Source organism: Bacillus sp. FSL H8-0547 (genome assembly GCA_038002745.1).
Lineage (GTDB): Bacteria > Bacillota > Bacilli > Bacillales > Bacillaceae > Bacillus_P.
Genome location: JBBODD010000001.1, coordinates 2,274,796 through 2,288,536 on the forward strand (window position 1 = coordinate 2,274,796; position 13,741 = coordinate 2,288,536).

At 45.5% G+C, this 13,741-nt stretch carries 14 protein-coding genes; 11 read left to right on the forward strand and 3 right to left on the reverse strand.

The annotated features are described in order from the left end of the window. The first annotated feature begins 93 nt into the window (after window positions 1-93). Window positions 94-519: a peptidoglycan-binding protein gene (locus tag MHB63_11165; protein MEK3807091.1), complete on the forward strand. Its 426-nt coding sequence runs from the start codon at window positions 94-96 to the stop codon at window positions 517-519. Window positions 520-691: 172 nt separating this feature from the next. Here MHB63_11165 and yvfG read toward each other — a convergent pair whose 3' ends face one another. Then, entirely contained in the window at window positions 692-910 is a 219-nt protein-coding gene (gene yvfG / locus MHB63_11170) for a protein YvfG (GenBank protein ID MEK3807092.1), read from the reverse strand. Window positions 911-988: 78 nt separating this feature from the next. Between yvfG and rpoN the strand changes: the two genes are divergently transcribed. The 8 genes from rpoN (at window position 989) to eno (ending at window position 9,807) form a co-directional block, all read left to right on the forward strand. Next, window positions 989-2,305, forward strand: a complete 1,317-nt coding sequence (gene rpoN, locus MHB63_11175; protein ID MEK3807093.1) for an RNA polymerase factor sigma-54 — start codon at window positions 989-991, stop codon at window positions 2,303-2,305. Between the two features lie 11 nt (window positions 2,306-2,316). Next, window positions 2,317-2,574, forward strand: a complete 258-nt coding sequence (locus tag MHB63_11180; protein MEK3807094.1) for a glutaredoxin family protein — start codon at window positions 2,317-2,319, stop codon at window positions 2,572-2,574. A 198-nt stretch (window positions 2,575-2,772) separates the two neighbouring features. Then, window positions 2,773-3,801 (forward strand): sugar-binding domain-containing protein, encoded by a 1,029-nt coding sequence (locus tag MHB63_11185; GenBank protein MEK3807095.1) that lies wholly within the window; start codon window positions 2,773-2,775, stop codon window positions 3,799-3,801. Between the two features lie 53 nt (window positions 3,802-3,854). Then, the gene (gap, locus tag MHB63_11190) at window positions 3,855-4,862 is read left to right on the forward strand and encodes a type I glyceraldehyde-3-phosphate dehydrogenase (GenBank protein MEK3807096.1); all 1,008 of its coding nucleotides are present in this window, start codon (window positions 3,855-3,857) and stop codon (window positions 4,860-4,862) included. Between the two features lie 124 nt (window positions 4,863-4,986). Then, the gene (locus tag MHB63_11195) at window positions 4,987-6,171 is read left to right on the forward strand and encodes a phosphoglycerate kinase (GenBank protein ID MEK3807097.1); all 1,185 of its coding nucleotides are present in this window, start codon (window positions 4,987-4,989) and stop codon (window positions 6,169-6,171) included. 28 nt (window positions 6,172-6,199) lie between these two features. Continuing rightward, complete coding sequence (gene tpiA, locus MHB63_11200; protein MEK3807098.1) at window positions 6,200-6,961, forward strand: triose-phosphate isomerase; 762 nt, start codon at window positions 6,200-6,202, stop codon at window positions 6,959-6,961. Then, a complete protein-coding gene (gene gpmI / locus MHB63_11205; GenBank protein MEK3807099.1) occupies window positions 6,954-8,489 on the forward strand; it encodes a 2,3-bisphosphoglycerate-independent phosphoglycerate mutase in 1,536 nt (511 codons plus the stop codon). The genes tpiA and gpmI overlap by 8 nt, the downstream gene beginning before the upstream one ends. A gap of 25 nt (window positions 8,490-8,514) precedes the next feature. Further along, on the forward strand, window positions 8,515-9,807 hold the full coding sequence (gene eno, locus MHB63_11210) for a phosphopyruvate hydratase (GenBank protein MEK3807100.1): 1,293 nt from the start codon (window positions 8,515-8,517) through the stop codon (window positions 9,805-9,807). A gap of 1,133 nt (window positions 9,808-10,940) precedes the next feature. On the opposite strand, the gene MHB63_11215 is transcribed toward eno, so the two are convergent. Continuing rightward, window positions 10,941-11,306 (reverse strand): nuclease-related domain-containing protein, encoded by a 366-nt coding sequence (locus MHB63_11215; protein ID MEK3807101.1) that lies wholly within the window; start codon window positions 11,304-11,306, stop codon window positions 10,941-10,943. 186 nt (window positions 11,307-11,492) lie between these two features. Continuing rightward, the gene (locus MHB63_11220; GenBank protein ID MEK3807102.1) at window positions 11,493-12,416 is read right to left on the reverse strand and encodes a DMT family transporter; all 924 of its coding nucleotides are present in this window, start codon (window positions 12,414-12,416) and stop codon (window positions 11,493-11,495) included. A 172-nt stretch (window positions 12,417-12,588) separates the two neighbouring features. Here MHB63_11220 and secG point away from each other — a divergent pair, with 172 nt between their 5' ends. Next, window positions 12,589-12,822: a preprotein translocase subunit SecG gene (secG, locus tag MHB63_11225; GenBank protein MEK3807103.1), complete on the forward strand. Its 234-nt coding sequence runs from the start codon at window positions 12,589-12,591 to the stop codon at window positions 12,820-12,822. A 174-nt stretch (window positions 12,823-12,996) separates the two neighbouring features. After that, window positions 12,997-13,740, forward strand: coding sequence for a carboxylesterase (locus tag MHB63_11230; protein MEK3807104.1), 744 nt, complete (start codon window positions 12,997-12,999; stop codon window positions 13,738-13,740). Window position 13,741: the final 1 nt, after the last annotated feature.

Below are 13,741 nucleotides of genomic sequence, written 5' to 3' on the forward strand. Positions count from 1 at the left end.
CGTGCCTATTACAATGCGTGGGACAGCAGCACGTCTCCGCCGATCAGAGTCCAGCCGCCCGAGCGTGAAACAGGCAGTGAAATTGATACGACTGTGCTGAGAAGCGGGGATTCGGGATCGGATGTGCAATTTTTGCAGAAAAAGCTGATTTCCCTTGGATACTCACTTCCGAGATTCGGGGCAGACGGAACGTTTGGAGCTGAAACAGAGGCTGCGGTGAGGCAATTTCAGCAGGAGCAGCGCATCCTCGTTGACGGGATTGTCGGACCGGAAACGTTCAGCAGGCTGAACAGAGCGAAACCAAGGCGTCCAAAGCCGTTTCCGGGGACTCTTTACAGACTGAAGACTCCGTACATGAGAGGATCCAATATTGGAGAAATCCAAAGGAAACTTGGTGTTCCTGCTGATTCGGTCTATGGCCCTGTCACAGCACAGGCAGTAAGGGATTTTCAGAGAAAAGAAGGGCTTAAGGTTGACGGAATTGTCGGACCTGCAACCTGGGCACGGCTGTTCCGCTGAAAATAAGGAAAAAAAGCCCCGCCGGGAATTCCCGGCGGGGCATGTTTTAATGGAATGTGAATACTATGTAAGCAGTCCAGTAAGCCGCACTGGACAAGAAGTGTTTATTGCCGCGCTTGGCGACTCAACATAACCAATGATAAATCATCATCCGTATTTTGTGAACAGGTAATTATTTCAAGGTGGCTTTCACCTTATTGTACGCCTCATCAAGATTTTGAATCCGTTTCAGCACAACCGAATTTTTGGTCAGCTGATCTTGTACAAGAGTGGAAACAACCGACCGGTAATACCGGTTCATTGCATCAAGCTCAGGAATCTGGTTCTCGTTGTGTCTAAGATGTTCTTTGAAATTCTGTACAAAATAGGGAACTGAAAATAATTCGCTCAAATTGATCTCTCCTTTGAAGTTTCTTCCATTCAATGACGGACCGTTTTCGTGTAAAATGAACAGCAGGGGGAACGATCTATGGATATGAAAGCAGGTTTATTTCAAGAGCAGTCCTTAAAACTGAATATGACACAGGAACTAAAGCAAGCGATTACTCTCCTACAGTACTCTTCTATGGAACTCGCGTCCTACATAGAGGACCTTACCCTTGAAAATCCCCTCATCGATGTGAAAGACAAGCCTGATTCAGGCGTATTGTATCATACCTCAGCCCTCAAAACGGCAAATGCCTCAAAAAAAGGAGACTTGCTTGAAAATGCAGCGAGCAGGACGGCGACTCTGCAGCAGCACCTGGAATCTCAGCTGCTTGGCATGAAAATGCAGCCTAAGGAGAAAAAAGCGCTGCACATTCTGATTCATGCCCTGGATCCAAACGGGTATATAGAAGAAGATCTGCAGGTGCTGGCAGAAAGATTCAGCATCAGCGAAGATGAACTGCAGATACAGCTTGAAAATCTTCAAAAGCTTGATCCTGCAGGTGTGGGAGCCAGAAACCTGCAGGAGTGCATCTACCTTCAGCTGCTGCGGCTGCCTGAGCGCAATCAGACAGCAGAGCTGATTATCCGCGATTATTTCTATCTTTTTGCAGAAAAGTCATGGAAAGAGCTTGCAAAAAAAACGAAACTGGAATTGAGAGAGATACAAAGTGTGCAGGACTTTATCCAAAAGCTGCATCCCCGTCCAGGTCTTGCTTTTCATCATGCCCATGACAGCTACATTGTGCCGGAGCTGATCGTAAAGAAAGTAAGCGGTGAGTGGCAAGTGATGTATAATGAAGGGAGTTCACCAAAAATCGGGGTGAATTCTTCGTATGAAGCTGCCTTTTCATCCACTGATGATGCGGATGTGAAGCAGTATCTTTCGTCTAAACTCAATCAGTGCAAATGGCTGATGAAAACATTGAATCAGCGGAAAGCGACCATGCTTAAAGTGATGCATGAAATTCTCAGAAGACAGACGGACTTCTTTGAAAAAGGCGGGCACTTTTTGAAACCGCTGACACTAAAAGCCGTAGCGGATGTGATCGATGTGCATGAGTCAACGGTGAGCCGTACGGTCAGGGAGAAATACGTACAGACACCGCATGGTCTGTATGAACTGAAGTTTTTCTTCTCAAATGGCCTTGAGCAGACTTCTCAGGACATTACGTCATCGGCTGTAAAATCACTCATCCAAAAGATGATCGAGAGCGAAAATAAACTGTCTCCGCTTTCTGACCAGCGAATTGCAGACACACTCTCACAGGAACACGGAATCGAAGTTTCAAGACGGACTGTAGCCAAGTACAGAGATCAGCTTGGCATTGCATCTTCATCTGCAAGAAAACGATATTAGGATGTGTTGGAATGATTTTAAATGTGTACTCAAGAGAAGGCTGTCCTCTTTGTGAGGAGGCCATCGAGGAATTAAACGGGCTGAAAGCGGATTTGGACCTGGACATACAGGTAATCGATATTCACTCAGACGATGGTCTGCTCGAAAAGTATCAGCTCATGATACCGGTGGCAGAATGTGACGGAAAAATCATCGGATACGGCCGTATCAGAAAAGAATTAATAAGAAAGCGGTTACTTGAAAAAAAGCAAGAAACAATAGTTGAATAAGCGAATTCACCCTGCTAGAATATGAATTGAAGCAGGGATGATTTTTTTTGCGGACAGTGGGACACAATACGTCATATAGGGACAAATGAAGTCCCGCGATTCTTAGTAAATAAGAAATTTCGTTAAAAAGGTCAGCCGGAATTAGATGCGCCGATTCGTGCATCAAGGCACATTTCTTATTTGAAAGGAATTAATACGATGAGATCACTGATTGAAGTCCAAAAAAAATTATTGCCTGATCTGCTTCTTGTTATGCAAAAGCGATATCAGATCCTTCAGTACATAAGACTGATGCAGCCGATCGGCAGAAGAAGCCTTTCATCGAGCCTCGGCATAAGCGAGCGGATTCTCAGGGGAGAAGTTCAGTTTCTGAAAGATCAGAACCTGATAGAGATTTTCCCGGCCGGAATGACGCTGACAAAAGAAGGATCGCACCTGCTGAACGTTCTGGAAGAAGCGATGAAAGATGTTTTAGGTTTAACGTTTTTGGAAAATACATTAAAGGAACGTTTAAATCTGAAAAAGGTTATTGTCGTTTCTGGAGACAGCGATCAATTCTCATGGGTGAAAAAAGAAATGGGAAGAGCTTGCGTCTCATGCATAAAGGAACGTCTTACCGGGAAAAATATCGTCGCTGTCACTGGAGGAACAACGATTGCAGCCGTCGCAGAAATGATGACGCCTGACAGCAAAAACCGCGAGCAGCTATATGTGCCTGCGCGGGGAGGCCTTGGTGAAAATGTAGAAAACCAGGCAAACACGATCTGTGCAAAAATGGCCGAACGGGCAATGGGCAACTACCGTCTGCTCCACGTTCCGGACCAGCTCAGCAAGGAAGCGTATCTTTCTATTACAGAAGAGCCTTCTATAAAAGAACTGCTTTCGCTCATTAAATCTTCAAGTATGGTCGTTCACGGAATAGGAGACGCTAAGACAATGGCGGAACGCCGTAAAACGCTGCCTGAAGATTACATAAAGATTGAGCAGGGCGAAGCTGTCGCAGAAGCATTCGGATACTACTTCAACCAGGAGGGGGAAGTTGTCCACAAAGTGCAGACTGTCGGCATGCAGCTGAGTGACCTTGAGAAGATTCAAAACGTCATCGCAGTAGCGGGCGGCGCTTCAAAAGCCGGAGCCATCCAGGCTTATCTGAAGCAGGCACAGGGTTCCATCCTGATAACGGATGAAGGTGCCGCAAAAGAGTTAATAAGGGATATTCATCCCTAATTATATAGTTACACAAAAAAATCTCTCACTTATTTAAAGGAGGAAATTTCAACATGGCAGTAAAAATTGGTATTAACGGTTTTGGACGTATCGGACGTAACGTATTCCGTGCAGCACTTAAAAATCCTAACGTGGACGTTGTAGCAGTTAACGACCTTACAGACGCTAACATGCTTGCTCACCTTTTAAAATATGACTCAATTCATGGCAGACTGGATGCTGACGTGAAAGTAGACGGAAACAACCTTGTTGTTGACGGCAAAACAATCCAAGTATCAGCAGAGCGCGACCCTGCTAAACTTTCTTGGGGCGAGCGCGGAGTAGAAGTTGTTGTTGAATCAACTGGTTTCTTCACTAAGCGTGCAGACGCTGCTAAGCACTTAGAAGCTGGCGCTAAAAAAGTTATCATCTCTGCTCCTGCAACAGATGAAGACATCACAATCGTTATGGGTGTTAACCATGACAAATATGACGCTGCAAGCCACGATGTTATCTCAAATGCATCTTGTACTACGAACTGCCTGGCGCCATTCGCTAAAGTTCTTAACGACAAATTCGGCATCAAGCGCGGTATGATGACAACTGTTCACTCATACACAAACGATCAGCAAATTCTTGATCTTCCGCACAAAGACTACCGTCGTGCACGTGCTGCTGCTGAAAACATCATCCCTACTTCAACTGGTGCAGCGAAAGCAGTATCTCTAGTATTGCCTGAGCTAAAAGGCAAATTGAACGGCGGAGCTATGCGTGTTCCAACTCCAAACGTTTCTCTAGTTGACCTTGTTGCTGAGCTTAACACAAACGTAACAGCTGAAGAAGTAAATGCTGCATTCAAAGAAGCTGCTGAAGGCGACCTTAAAGGAATCCTTAACTACAGCGAAGAGCCTCTAGTATCAGGCGACTACAATGGCGACCCAGCTTCTTCAACAATCGATGCTCTTTCTACAATGGTTATGGAAGACAGCATGGTTAAAGTTATCTCTTGGTATGACAACGAGTCAGGCTACTCTAACCGCGTAGTTGACCTTGTAGACTACATCGCTTCTAAAGGACTTTAATTCTTAAGTCGCACGAAGTTTGGTTTTAACCGAAAACTAACGATATAATGAGTGCAAAGGGGAAGGGGAATACAGCCCCCTCCCTTTTGTTTTGTATTTCCAATAAAAGGAGGAATTCCTGAAGATGAACAAAAAGTCAGTAAGAGACATCGATGTAAAAGGCAAAGTGGTTTTCTGCCGTGTAGACTTCAACGTGCCGATGAAAGACGGCAAAGTAACAGATGACACACGCATTAACGCAGCTTTACCAACCATTCAGCACTTAACAGAGCAAGGTGCAAAGGTTCTTTTAGCAAGCCATCTGGGCCGTCCAAAAGGCCAGGTTGTTGAGGAGCTTCGTTTAAATGCAGTTGCAGAGCGTCTTCAAGAATTGCTTGGTAAAAATGTTGCAAAAGCTGACGAAGCTTACGGCGACGCTGTAAAAGCGAAAATTTCAGACATGCAGGAAGGCGACGTGCTTCTTCTTGAAAACGTCCGTTTCTACGCTGGCGAAGAGAAAAACGACCCTGAACTTGCAAAAGCATTTGCAGAGCTTGCCGATGTTTATGTAAATGACGCATTCGGAGCAGCACACCGTGCACATGCATCTACTGCAGGCATCGCTGAGCACATTCCGGCAGTTGCAGGATTCCTTATGGAAAAAGAACTCGAAGTACTTGGAAAAGCCCTTTCCAACCCTGAGCGTCCGTTCACAGCTATCATTGGCGGAGCAAAAGTAAAAGATAAAATTGGTGTCATTGACCACCTTTTAGATAAAGTAGACAACCTGATCATTGGCGGCGGACTTGCTTACACGTTCATCAAAGCACTTGGACATGAAGTAGGAAAATCCCTTCTTGAAGAAGATAAGATTGACCTTGCTAAAACGTTCATGGAAAAAGCGAAAAAGAACGGCGTAAACTTCTACATGCCGGTTGATGTTGTGGTTGCAGATGATTTCTCTAACGATGCAAACATCAAAATCGTTCCAATCGACAGCATTCCAAGCGACTGGGAAGGCCTTGATGCCGGACCAAAATCACGCGAAGTTTATGCTGATGTGATTAAAAACTCTAAGCTTGTTATCTGGAACGGCCCTCTTGGCGTTTTTGAACTTGATGCATTTGCTGAAGGTACAAAAGCGGTGGCAGTAGCGCTGTCAGAAGCTGAGAATACATACTCAGTCATCGGAGGCGGAGATTCTGCAGCGGCAGCAGCGAAGTTCAACTTAGCTGACAAAATGGATCACATCTCAACAGGCGGCGGAGCTTCACTTGAATTCATGGAAGGCAAAGAACTTCCTGGAGTCGTCGCATTAAACGATAAATAATTCTTGTTAAGTTAGGATGGTGTACACAATGAGAAAGCCAATTATTGCAGGTAACTGGAAAATGAACAAAGTCATGGGCGAAGCAGCAGCTTTCATCGAAGAAGTAAAAGGTCTTGTGCCTTCTGCTGAGAAAGTGGATGCAGTTGTATGTGCTCCTGCTCTTTTCTTGGACCGCCTTGTAGAAGCTGTAAAAGGCACAGATGTAAAAATCGGTGCTCAAAACATGCATTTTGAGGAAAGCGGAGCATTCACAGGCGAAACAAGCCCTGAAGCTCTTAAAGACCTTGGCGTATCATACGTCATCCTCGGCCACTCTGAGAGACGCGAAATGTTTGCTGAGACGGACGAATCTGTCAACAAGAAAACAGCCGCTGCTTTCAAGCACGGTTTGACTCCAATCGTCTGCTGCGGCGAAACACTTGAAGAGCGTGAAGCAGGAAAAACAAACGACCTTGTTGCTGATCAAGTAACAAAAGCTCTTGCAGGTTTAACTGACGAGCAATTAAAGCAGGTTGTCATCGCTTATGAGCCAATCTGGGCAATCGGAACGGGCAAGTCTTCATCTGCTAAAGATGCTAATGACGTATGCTCTCACATCCGTTCTGTACTGGCTGACAAATTCGGAAGCGAAGCGGCAGAAGCAATCCGCATTCAATACGGCGGCAGCGTAAAGCCGGGAAACATCAAAGAATACATGGCTGAATCAGATATCGACGGAGCATTAGTCGGCGGAGCGAGCCTTGAGGCACAATCTTTCCTTCAGCTTCTGGAGGCAGGAAAGCATGAGTAAAAAACCGGTCGCCCTCATTATCCTTGACGGTTTTGCCCTGCGCAATGAGGAAAAGGGTAATGCGGTTGCACACGCGAAAAAGCCAAACTTTGACCGTTACTGGGATCAGTACCCTCATGCAACGCTGACAGCAAGCGGCGAGGCAGTCGGACTTCCGGAAGGCCAAATGGGAAATTCAGAGGTAGGTCACTTAAACATTGGTGCCGGCCGCGTTGTGTATCAAAGCTTAACACGTGTAAATGTGGCCATTCGCGAAGGCCAGTTTGAGAAAAACGAAACCTTCCTTTCTGCCATGAACCATGTGAAAGAAAACGGCACAAACCTTCACGTTTTCGGACTTTTATCTGACGGCGGGGTTCACAGCCATATTGAACACCTTTATGCGCTGCTGAGACTTGCCAAAGAAGAAGGCGTGAAAAACGTGTATATCCACGGATTCCTTGACGGACGTGACGTTGGTCCTCAAACAGCTGAAGGCTACATCAAAGAGCTGAATGAGAAAATTGAAGAATATGGCGTGGGTGCAATCGCAACCCTTTCAGGACGCTACTATTCCATGGACCGCGACAAGAGATGGGACCGTGTGGAAAAAGCTTACAAAGCCATGGTTTACGGCGAAGGCCCGACCTACACAGATCCGCTTGACTTAGTGGAGGATTCATATAAAAATGGTATTCATGATGAGTTCGTTCTTCCTTCTGTGATTACAAAAGAAGACGGCTCACCTGTAGCAACAATCAGCGAGAACGATGCGGTGATTTTCTATAATTTCCGTCCGGACCGCGCGATTCAAATTTCAAATACGTTCACAAACGAAGATTTCCGTTCATTTGACCGTGGACCAAAGCATCCGAAAAACCTTCATTTTGTCTGCCTGACTCACTTCAGTGAAACAGTTGACGGCTATGTTGCTTTTAAAGCAACAAACCTTGACAACACACTTGGTGAAGTTCTCTCACAAAACGGGTTAACCCAGCTTCGGATTGCCGAAACGGAAAAATACCCTCACGTAACGTTCTTCATGAGCGGCGGACGTGAAGCGGAATTCCCGGGTGAAACACGCATTCTTATTGATTCACCGAAGGTTGCAACCTATGACTTGAAACCTGAGATGAGCGCCTACGAGGTGACGGACGCGTTGCTTGGCGAAATCGAAGCGGACAAGCATGATGCAATCATCCTGAACTATGCAAACCCTGATATGGTTGGACACTCAGGCATGCTTGAGCCAACTGTAAAAGCCATTGAAACGGTTGATGAATGCCTTGGCAAGGTTGTAGATGCAATCATTGCAAAAGGCGGAACAGCGATCATTACTGCAGATCACGGGAACTCTGACGAAGTGCTCACACTTGAAGGAAAACCAATGACTGCACACACGACAAACCCGGTTCCTGTAATTATTACCAAGGAAGTTTCAGGCCTGAGAGAAGACGGCATTCTCGGCGATTTGGCGCCAACCGTGCTCGACCTGCTTGGAGTAGACCTTCCGAAAGAAATGACAGGCAAAACGTTAATTAAAAAATAATCATTTAAAAGGAGAGAATTTTAACATGCCATATATTGTTGATGTATTTGCACGCGAAGTATTAGACTCACGCGGTAACCCGACAGTAGAAGTAGAAGTACACACAGAAACAGGTGCAATGGGACGCGCATTGGTTCCATCAGGCGCATCTACAGGTGAATACGAAGCAGTAGAACTTCGTGACGGCGACAAATCACGCTACCTTGGAAAAGGCGTTCTTAACGCAGTTAAAAACGTAAACGAAGTAATCGCTCCTGAACTACTAGGTTTCGACGTAACTGAGCAAGTTGCAATCGACCACCTTCTAATCGAGCTTGACGGAATGGAAAATAAAGGTAAATTAGGTGCGAACGCAATCCTTGGCGTATCTATGGCAGCAGCTCGTGCAGCAGCTGAATTCCTTGGACTTCCACTTTACCAGTACCTTGGCGGATTCAACGCTAAAACATTGCCGGTACCAATGATGAACATCATCAACGGCGGCGAGCATGCTGACAACAACGTTGACATTCAAGAGTTCATGGTAATGCCTGTTGGCGCTGAAGATTTCCACGAAGCTCTACGCATGGGCGCTGAAATCTTCCACAGCCTTAAATCAGTTCTTCAAGGCAAAGGCCTTAACACAGCTGTAGGTGACGAAGGCGGATTCGCTCCAAACCTTGGATCAAACGAAGAAGCTCTTCAAACAATCATCGAAGCAATCGAAAAAGCAGGCTACAAACCAGGCGAGCAAGTTATGCTTGCAATGGACGTTGCAGCTTCTGAAATCTTCAACAAAGAAGACGGCAAATACCACCTTACAGGTGAAGGCGTCGTGAAAACATCTGCTGAAATGGTAGACTTCTACGAAGACCTAGTTTCTAAATACCCAATCATCTCAATCGAAGACGGTTTAGATGAAAACGACTGGGAAGGCCACAAACTTCTGACTGAGCGCCTAGGCGACAAAGTTCAGCTTGTTGGTGACGACCTGTTCGTAACAAACACGAAAAAACTTTCTGAAGGAATCGAAAAAGGAATCGGCAACTCAATCCTTATCAAAGTTAACCAAATCGGTACCCTTACAGAAACATTCGACGCAATCGAAATGGCTAAACGCGCTGGCTACACAGCAGTTATCTCTCACCGCTCTGGTGAAACAGAAGACAGCACAATCGCTGACATCGCTGTAGCAACAAACGCTGGCCAAATCAAAACAGGTGCTCCATCACGTACAGACCGTGTTGCGAAATACAACCAGCTTCTTCGCATCGAAGACCAGCTTGGCGACACAGCTAAATACGATGGCATCCACACTTTCTACAACCTTAAAAAATAAGGATAGCTTTTGTGATAGAAAACCGCCCGGAGACTTTGGTCTTGGGGCGGTTTTTTTGTGTGTTATGGATGAATACTTAGGGTGTCAGCACAAATGAATTTGTTCCTGGTACCACTAGCCGAAGTGATGCAATGAAAGAGTGGCATCGTAGGTGGAAACTTGCACCGCTCGGCTGAGTGGAGCCACAAAGTGTTGTGATCATAGATGGAAAGTGGCATCACTCTGGGGAGTGCTGCCATAAAGAGGTGTGATCATAGATGGAAAGTAGCATCACTCGGCGTAGTGGCGCCACAAAGTGGTGTGAACATGGATGAAAAGTGGCACCACTCGGGGGAGTGGAGCAACAAAGTGTTGTGATCATAGATGGAAAGTGGCACCACTTGGGGTAGTGCCGCCACAAAGTGTTGTGATCATGGATGAAAAGTGGCATCACTCGGCGTAGTGGCGCCACAAAGAGGTGTGATCACGGATGAAAAGTGGCATCACTCGGCGTAGTGGCGCCACAAAGAGGTGTGATCATAGATGGAAAGTGGCATCGTTTGGCGTAGTGCCGCCACTAATCTAGGAACTGCACACAAAAGTTGGGTTCTTTTTATTGCTTCTCTATAAACTGGCTGCCGGGTCCATGACCAATGCGGTTAAGGTTCTCACTCAGAAATCTCTGAATTGCTCTCTTATCTTTTATCCCTCCACACCACTCATACATCTGATTGGTTGTCACCTGTCTATCAGGAAACAATAGACGAAATTCTTCTAAACTCCGTAAAAATCCGTTTTTAAATCTTTCTGAGTTTTTGCATTTTCCACAAATGAGGTTAGTCGCACTAGTGGCCTCCATCCCCAACCTCCCACACCCCCCGCACACAATCCCCTTCCGAAGCTCCTCATATCTAAAATCAGGCCGCCGTTCATACGGGGATTTTTCCACATGGAGTGATAAAAGCTTCTCCGCAAGCTCCGAGTGAAGGCTATGCTGCATACGGACACTTTTAAGTCTTTGGGAAAAACGGTCCCATTGGGAAGGGAAGATCATAGGGGAATGGAGGGGAGCATGGTAAAGGTGAAAGTGCGGGTTTACAAATACGACGTAGGCTTCAACCGGAAGCGGGCACCTTAAAATTTGAAGCTGCCTTCTAAGCAGAGATTCGCATCTTTTCAGCTGTAAAAGGGGGTTTTTGACTTCGGATTTTGTGGTGCATGAGATCCATTCTTCTTTTTCGATGTAGTGGTCTCCTCACTTCGAAAAGATAGATTTTTTGCGGAGCGATGTAAAGGGAATCCATCTGATAGTGGCTTCCGCCGGTGACAAATAGAAGATCGTTTAAAATCAGTCCCTCTCCAGCGTGCTCTACCCATCTATCAAAGGTTTTCTCTCCCTCATATCCGCTTTCAAGGTAGTCGCACTGTTTCTGGTCTGCACGGGCTAATTCAATTCGTGCATGTAAGCTTCTGTACGTTCTCAGTTCCGCTGATTCTGTTCGCTCTTTTAAAATCAGCATAATCACCTCCTCTGCTCATCATAAGGCGAGAACAGAAGATCCGGCAAATCATCAAAATCTAATTTTATTCGTCGAAAAGGTAATTTTCGCATATGTCTCCTATTCCGGTTCGCAAGCAGTATGCTGGGGGCTAAAAGCTAAGAAGGTTTTCGAACTTACTTAAAAAACCACAAAAAAACACCTTCTTCACCCCGAAGAAGATGCTTCATGTTCATGATGGCGATGCCTGAATTCTTCATATGCCCCAGATCCTAAAATGACCCCGGACACAATGAACAGAAGTCCAAACAAATGTGATGCATATACGGCTTCATGCAAAATCAGAGCAGATCCTGCGAGCGCAAAAAAGGTGCTTAGGTTCATGAAGATGGACGTTTCTGCCGGACCGACCATGCCGATGGCGTAGTTATAAGTCATGTGTCCAATGGCCGTTGCAAGGATGGCGGATGTGAAAAAGACTCCCCATACTTCTGGCGTTCCCTCAGTCAGGCTTGCAAGTCCGCCAGGCTCTGTCACCAGGCTGATAAGGAATAAAACGAAAGATCCAAAGAACAGCATGTAACCCGTCATAAGACGCGGATCCAATGTGCGGCACGCTTTTTTAATTATGATAAAGCTGCATGCCTGGGTAAAGATTGAAATGAAAATGTAGATATCACCAGTGTTCATGCTGCTGACGCCTTTGCTTCCGGCTAAGATGGTGAACCCGACACCGGTCAGCCCAAGGATAAATCCTGTTAAGCGGATGACGGTCAGACGCTGGTTAAGAAAAATAATGGACAAAATGGCTGTAAGCATCGGACCAAGGCCGAGAATGAGTCCTCCATTTGTAGATGAAGTCATTGTCAGGCCGACAGAAAGAAAGTAGTGATGGCACACAACATTCAGCAGGCCCCCGGCTGCAATGTAAAAAGTTTCTTTTAATGTAGGCTTGCGGAGCAGTTTTAAAAAAGCCAGTATGATCAGGACACAAATGCTTGCAGTAAAAATTCTCACTGAGGTGACAGTAACAGGCATAAAGCTGTCAACAATGATTTTAAGCAGGGGCACATTCAGGCCCCATATGAGCATAACACCGACCAGAATCAGATAGATGCGGGTGTTGTTCAAAATTTCCCCTTCTTTCTGCGAACTATTTAAACAGCATATCACAGAGGAAGCTTTTCCCTCAAAGGGAATGTTTCGTGAGGCTAATAAAAAACAACTTTGAATGATAGTGACATTTGGGCGGCAATATGGTAAATTGAAAATAATGCTAACCGGGTTTTAGGAGGTGTCGTCCATGCACGTTGTATTGATTACTTTGCTTGTTATCGTCAGTCTTGCCCTTATCGCAGTCGTACTTCTTCAATCTGGGAAGAGTGCAGGTTTATCAGGAGCCATTTCAGGCGGAGCTGAACAGCTTTTTGGAAAGCAAAAAGCACGCGGACTTGATTTGGTGCTTCACCGCGCGACGATCGTGCTGTCTGTTTTATTCTTTGTACTTACAATCTTGGTTTCTTACGCAGGATTTTAATACATCTTTCTAATCATTCGGGGGTCTGATTGCCATCAGACTCCCTTTTGTTATTTTTTAAAACAGCATTTTTGCCCTTTAATTAAACGTTTGTTTAAATAGAAACGGAAGAAGGAATCTTAACAATAGAAGCTTTTGTTTATATGATTAGTTTACATAAAGGAGTTTTTCAAAATGAAAAGAGTTTTGCCGAAGCCGTTTACGTTTGAAGGGGGAGACCGTGCTGTTTTGCTGCTGCACGGTTTTACAGGGAACACAGCGGATGTTAGGATGCTTGGACGCTATTTGAATGAAAGAGGCTACACGTGTCATGCCCCGCAGTACAAGGGTCATGGAGTGCCGCCTGAAGAGCTTGTTCATACGGGTCCTGAAGACTGGTGGAAAGACGTTATGGAGGGCTATCAGCTGCTTAAGGACCGGGGACATGAATCGATTGCGGTTGCCGGATTGTCGCTGGGCGGTGTGTTTTCGGTCAAATTGGGTTACACTGTACCTGTAAAGGGTATTGTGCCGATGTGCGCGCCGATGTACATCAAGAGCGAAGAAGTGATGTATAAAGGAATCCTTGAATATGCCCGCAATTTTAAAAAATTCGAAGGGAAAACAGAGGCGCAAATCGAAGAGGAAATGAAGCAATTTGAGAAAACGCCGATGAATACCCTGAAAGCACTTCAAGAGCTGATTGCTGATGTGAGGAATAATGTAGACATGGTTTACGCGCCTGCATTTGTAGCACAGGCAAGGCACGACCACATGATTAATACAGACAGTGCAAATATTATTTATAACGAAGTGGAAACAGACAATAAAAAAATTAAATGGTACGAAGAATCAGGACATGTCATTACACTCGATAAAGAGCGCGAGCAGCTTCATGCAGACGTTTACGAGTTCCTGGAAGGTCTTGACTGGCAGTAAA

Bases quoted from the DNA above. Each gene is read 5' to 3' on its own strand.
- rpoN (MEK3807093.1), top strand. From the start codon at position 989: ATGGATATGAAAGCAGGTTTATTTCAAGAGCAGTCCTTAAAACTGAAT.
- MHB63_11180 (MEK3807094.1), top strand. From the start codon at position 2,317: ATGATTTTAAATGTGTACTCAAGAGAAGGCTGTCCTCTTTGTGAGGAG.
- MHB63_11185 (MEK3807095.1), top strand. From the start codon at position 2,773: ATGAGATCACTGATTGAAGTCCAAAAAAAATTATTGCCTGATCTGCTT.
- gap (MEK3807096.1), top strand. From the start codon at position 3,855: ATGGCAGTAAAAATTGGTATTAACGGTTTTGGACGTATCGGACGTAAC.
- MHB63_11195 (MEK3807097.1), top strand. From the start codon at position 4,987: ATGAACAAAAAGTCAGTAAGAGACATCGATGTAAAAGGCAAAGTGGTT.
- tpiA (MEK3807098.1), top strand. From the start codon at position 6,200: ATGAGAAAGCCAATTATTGCAGGTAACTGGAAAATGAACAAAGTCATG.
- gpmI (MEK3807099.1), top strand. From the start codon at position 6,954: ATGAGTAAAAAACCGGTCGCCCTCATTATCCTTGACGGTTTTGCCCTG.
- eno (MEK3807100.1), top strand. From the start codon at position 8,515: ATGCCATATATTGTTGATGTATTTGCACGCGAAGTATTAGACTCACGC.
- MHB63_11215 (MEK3807101.1), bottom strand. From the start codon at position 11,306: ATGCTGATTTTAAAAGAGCGAACAGAATCAGCGGAACTGAGAACGTAC.
- secG (MEK3807103.1), top strand. From the start codon at position 12,589: ATGCACGTTGTATTGATTACTTTGCTTGTTATCGTCAGTCTTGCCCTT.
- MHB63_11230 (MEK3807104.1), top strand. From the start codon at position 12,997: ATGAAAAGAGTTTTGCCGAAGCCGTTTACGTTTGAAGGGGGAGACCGT.